At 41.1% G+C, this 5,015-nt stretch carries 3 protein-coding genes and 1 pseudogene; all 4 read left to right on the top strand.

What is annotated here, in order from left to right; translation table 11 throughout:
• Positions 1-360, top strand: a pseudogene (locus ACHBHN_RS10970) (hypothetical protein); the annotation flags it as partial.
• Between the two features lies 1 nt (position 361).
• Positions 362-3,163, top strand: a complete 2,802-nt coding sequence (locus ACHBHN_RS10965) for a phage tail tip lysozyme (RefSeq protein ID WP_394734131.1) — start codon at positions 362-364, stop codon at positions 3,161-3,163.
• 341 nt (positions 3,164-3,504) lie between these two features.
• The gene (locus ACHBHN_RS10960; protein ID WP_000222716.1) at positions 3,505-4,140 is read left to right on the top strand and encodes a hypothetical protein; all 636 of its coding nucleotides are present in this window, start codon (positions 3,505-3,507) and stop codon (positions 4,138-4,140) included.
• Between the two features lie 157 nt (positions 4,141-4,297).
• The coding region (locus ACHBHN_RS10955; protein WP_394734130.1) for a putative cross-wall-targeting lipoprotein signal domain-containing proteiin at positions 4,298-5,015 on the top strand (718 nt) is incomplete at its 3' end.

Below are 5,015 nucleotides of genomic sequence, written 5' to 3'. Positions count from 1 at the left end.
TTATTGGACAAGTATGCCTCTGATTTTTTCTTTAAACTCTGGAGTCGTGTCCGTAAGTATGGGGCGATACCGACAGGTATTACTCAAAATGTAGAGACTCTTCTATTGGATGCCAATGGTAGACGCATTATTGCTAATAGCGAGTTCATGATTCTCTTAAAACAGGCTAAGAGCGATCGCGAAGAATTGGTGCATATGCTTGGACTTTCCAAGGAACTGGAGAAATACTTGGTCAATCCTGAAAAAGGGGCAGGACTTATCAAGGCTGGTTCCACCGTTGTCCCGTTTAAGAATAAGATTCCACAACGCACCAAGCTCTTTGACATCATGAGTACGGACCCTGAAAAAATGAGGACATGAGATGAAAGAGGATAAAAAGGTAGTCAAACAAGCCAGGCAAAACTTTCGAAGCAACTTAAAATCAGCTCGTATGCATTATCGGAAAGAAGTTAGGACCTTAAGACAGACTGTTCCTAAAAAAGGACGATTTCGAAAATCAGCCAAAAATTCTCTGTTTCAGGGAAAGAAAACAGAGTTAAAAGGAAATCTACTCAGTAGCCAAATGGAAGCAGAAGAGAAGTTCCTAAAGGAAATTACCTATGTGTCTCCTAGACTGTTGAAGGTAAAGGAAATCAAGAGGTATCGACTTCCTCAAGCTCAAGAACGTTTGCGGACGGCAAGAAAACATTTGTCTGAAGTGAAACTAAGTGAGAAGCAAAAGGAAGTTAATCCCAAGTTTACTTTCCAAAAAGAAAATCCTTCCCTGAAGTCTCGCTTTCAATTTCATCCAGAAAAGTCATTTGATCGACTCAGTGCAGAAAAAGAAGTAAGTTCTGCCAAACGTGAAGTCAAACAACTCAAGAAAGTCCAAAAGTCTAAGAAAAACTCTACCAAAGTCAAAGTTGGATTAGGCTTAGCTGCCTCTGAATCGCTTGACTTGGTGGCACAGGATGATGATTTAGATGGTCTAAGAACCTTAAAGGATACCAGCTTGAAAGCCAGACGCTATGGCAGGTTTACCTATCAAGCAGGTAAAGTGGCGGTGAAAAGTGGACAGACTGGTGTGCGTTTTACAAAGACGAAAGTGGATCATGGAAAGGAACGATTCCACAACTTCAAAAAGGGAAAAGGATTCATACGGCAGAAACCTCTTAAACCACAAAGACGCTACCAAACCTTTTTAAAGCATGCCAGAAAGCACAGTCTAGCAGGAGTTAAGGGGGGTGTCCAAGCCATTAAGGGAAGTCTGACCTTCTTTTCTGCAATTGCGGGAAATCCTTTGACTTGGATTGTTTCAGGCCTTCTCTTGATACTCCTTTTGATGATGAGCTTTTTCATGAGTGTCTCAGGAAGCAGTGTCATTCAACAAGATGAGATGGAATTGACCAAGGCCTATACCCACATGACGTGGGAAGATGCGGAGCATACGAGAACTAACGAAAAAGGGATTACCTATTACACCAAGATTGATGAGGTCATGGTTTACATGAATCATCAATACCAAGACTACAAGCTTGACGATGTCATGGAAACAGGTGGTGCGACCTACAAAGCATTTCTCAGTCAAGTCTGGACGGACTTAAATGGTGGATACTCTATTAAATCCATGTCTGACTTGTATAAAGAACCTGCTTACAAGCTGTCAGATGAGGACCAAGAAGAACTAAAGGAGTTGACCGAAGAAGGCAACTATTTAGCCCTTCAAGAATTGGACAATCCCTTTCAGGGTCAGACCGATGAGGATAGCTTAAACATGACCTACCGATATGGTTATGAGGTCATTGATGAAAAACCAACGCTTCATCACCATATCATCTTAGAAGCAAAAGAAGGTCAAGTCATTGTGGCTCCGATGGATGGCAAGGTATCTCTTGATGGGGAGAACGTTGTTTTGACATCTGGTAAGGGAGTCAATAAGACTAAACTAACCTTGTTTGGCATTCATTCAGGCCGAGTGAGTGAACATCAAAAAGTCTTGGCAGGAGACATTATTGGTCAAACCAAGGATGGATCGGGTCTAAAACTCACCTATCAAAAGGTTGATGATGACACGGATAAGTTGGTCTATGTCAATCCAGCTTTCTACTTTCCAAAAGTAATCCAGGTTCAGACCACCATTCTTCCAACTATCGGTCAATTTGGTGGCGACGAGTTCGAGAGAGCAAAGGCTATTTATTACTATCTCAAAAGCAAAGGTGCGACCAATCAAGCTATTGCAGCCATTTTAGGAAATTGGTCGGTAGAATCTTCCATTAATCCCAAGCGTGCAGAGGGCGACTATCTATCTCCACCTATTGGTGCGACAGACAGTTCGTGGGATGATGAGGGTTGGCTCTCACTCAATGGTCCAACTATATACAATGGACGTTACCCAAATATTCTCAAACGTGGTTTAGGCTTAGGACAATGGACAGATACCGCGGATGGGTCACGCAGACATACCTTGTTGCTCGAATATGCCAAAGGAAAAAATCTAAAGTGGTATGACTTAGGTTTACAACTGGATTTCATGTTGCATGGGGATAGTCCTTATTATACCAACTGGTTAAAGGACTTCTTCAAAAATTCAGGAAGTCCAGCTAGTCTTGCCCAACTCTTTCTCATTTACTGGGAAGGAAATTCAGGGGATAAGCTACTTGAGCGTCAGACACGAGCAAGTGAGTGGTATTACCAAATTGAAAAAGGCTTTAGTCAACCCAACGGTGGGACTGCACAAAGCGATCCAAAAGCACTTGAAGCTGTACGAGGAGATCTTTTTGAAAACTCTATTCCAGGAGGTGGTGACGGTATGGGGTATGCCTACGGTCAATGTACGTGGGGAGTCGCAGCCCGTATCAACCAACTGGGTCTAAAACTCAAAGGTAAGAATGGTGAGAAGATTCCAATTATCAGTACCATGGGCAATGGCCAAGATTGGGTACGAACAGCCGCAAGCCTCGGTGGTGAGACAGGGACAAGTCCACAAGCAGGAGCTATTCTTTCCTTTGCGGGAGGAGGACATGGCACACCAACAGAATACGGGCATGTGGCCTTCGTGGAAAAAGTCTACCCAGATGGCTCATTCCTTATCTCCGAAACCAACTATAATGGCAATCCAAACTACACCTTCCGTAAATTATCTGGAGTGGATAGTAGCTTGAGTTTTGCGTATACGACGAAATAAAAATATTAGAATACTTGTCTTCTTGTCCTAAATGTTGTATGATATTTGGGACAAAGTGGTCATCTCATCTAAACTTTAAGCGTGAACATAGGTGTTGACAAATAAGGAATTATCCCGTATAATAAGGGTAAATAAAGATTATAAATTACTTGTGGGCTAGTGGATATGGTCTGCACCCGCCTGTGGGCTCCGCACTCAGTTCAAACTGTTTGTTGAGAAAAAGAATAGCAGGACTGCCTACCCTTGAGGAATAGATAGGGCATATCTAGCGTGAGGTGAAACTCAATACGTGGAAGAGAAGGAAGCACCTGCTTCCTTCTCTTTTTTAGGAGAAAAATACAATGACATATACTTTGGAATGGCTCGAGACCTTTGATGGAGAGATTGATATTCTCAATGTCGATATGTCTTGTTTGGCCAATACTATTGAGAAATATGTTTCTCAGTACAAATACGTTTATCAGACAAATATGGAGAACTATCCTGAAATTGTTCTCTCCGTCCCAAATTCCTCTATTCCCCATCTATTAGGATTATCAAGAGATCATCATGTCAATTTACCAACTAATAATGCAGGGAGTATTTTTGAAGGATTAAAGGATGATTGGACATTGCAGCGTCTAAATAAGGCTGATAATGGATGGTTTAACGAAAATAAATTCAAAATCGTTGGCACATTACTACTTTATCAAATGTTACATGTGATGGAATGTAAATTTTATACAACGGATGGTATTTTGAATAGAAAAGTTGGTAAACGATTTAGAAGAGATAATATTTATTTTGTGGTCTTCAAATTAAGTAATGGTATTAGTTATACCGTTGAATTATCACATGAACAAGGAAATCAATACTTTCCAAGAAGTCTTAAAATCAACGACACCTTAATTACAAATTGTAGAGAAATAGAGCTGAAACTTGTTGACAAGAAACGCTTTAAGACTGCTAAAGTTAGAAAGGTTAATTGGCCGTCTTAATGTAAAAATTGATATCCTGATAATCAGGTCATCCACTTTTATGGGTGGCTTTTTTCTTTTCCCTCAATTTATTGTGATAACAAAATCAAGCCTTCTTTTTTATGATGAGGAAAGAGTGACAGTTTGTTGCTACATAAAAAGAAAAGAAGGACTATTTATGACCAAAACATGTAATCATCACTTTCTTGTCAATCAGGAAAAAGGCGAGAAACACGTCTTTCGCAAGAGTAAAAAATATCGCACTCTATGTTCCGTTGCCCTGGGAACAATGGTGACGGCTGTTGTTGCTTGGGGAGGCACGGTTGCACATGCTGATGAAGTGACACTATCGGTTGACACCACCATTCAACGAACGGAGAATCCAGCCACGAATTTACCAGACGCACAGCCAAACCCTGTTTCTGAACAAACTGAAAGTTTAGTTTCAACTGGACAATCTAATGGAGCGATTGCTGTCACCGTACCACATGATACGGTAACACAAGCAGTTGAAGAGGCCAAGGCTGAAGGTGTTTCTACGGTTGAAGATAGTCCAATGGATTTGGGAAATACAAGATTTGCGTCAGAGACCAGCCGACAAATTTCAAAAGCAGAAGCAGATGCCCAAAACCAAGTTGTGGCTATCAATGAAGTCACTGAAACCTACAAAGCTGACAAAGCAGCTTATGAGGATGAAAAAGTCCGAATTGAACAAGAAAATAAGGAGCTGACACAGGCCTACGAAGGTGCCAACCAAACTGGGAAGGAGACAAATGCTTGGGTTGATACCAAAGTCAATGACCTAAAATCTCAGTATGTAGATGCTGACGTGACAGTAAATGAACAAGTAGTTTCATCAGGAAATGGGACATCTGTATCTGACTACATAAATTATG

The organism is Streptococcus sp. A22 (assembly GCF_043674215.1).
Classification (GTDB): domain Bacteria; phylum Bacillota; class Bacilli; order Lactobacillales; family Streptococcaceae; genus Streptococcus; species Streptococcus suis_V.
The sequence above is the reverse complement of the archived record's forward strand: the minus strand, read 5'-3'. Positions and strand labels throughout refer to the sequence as shown.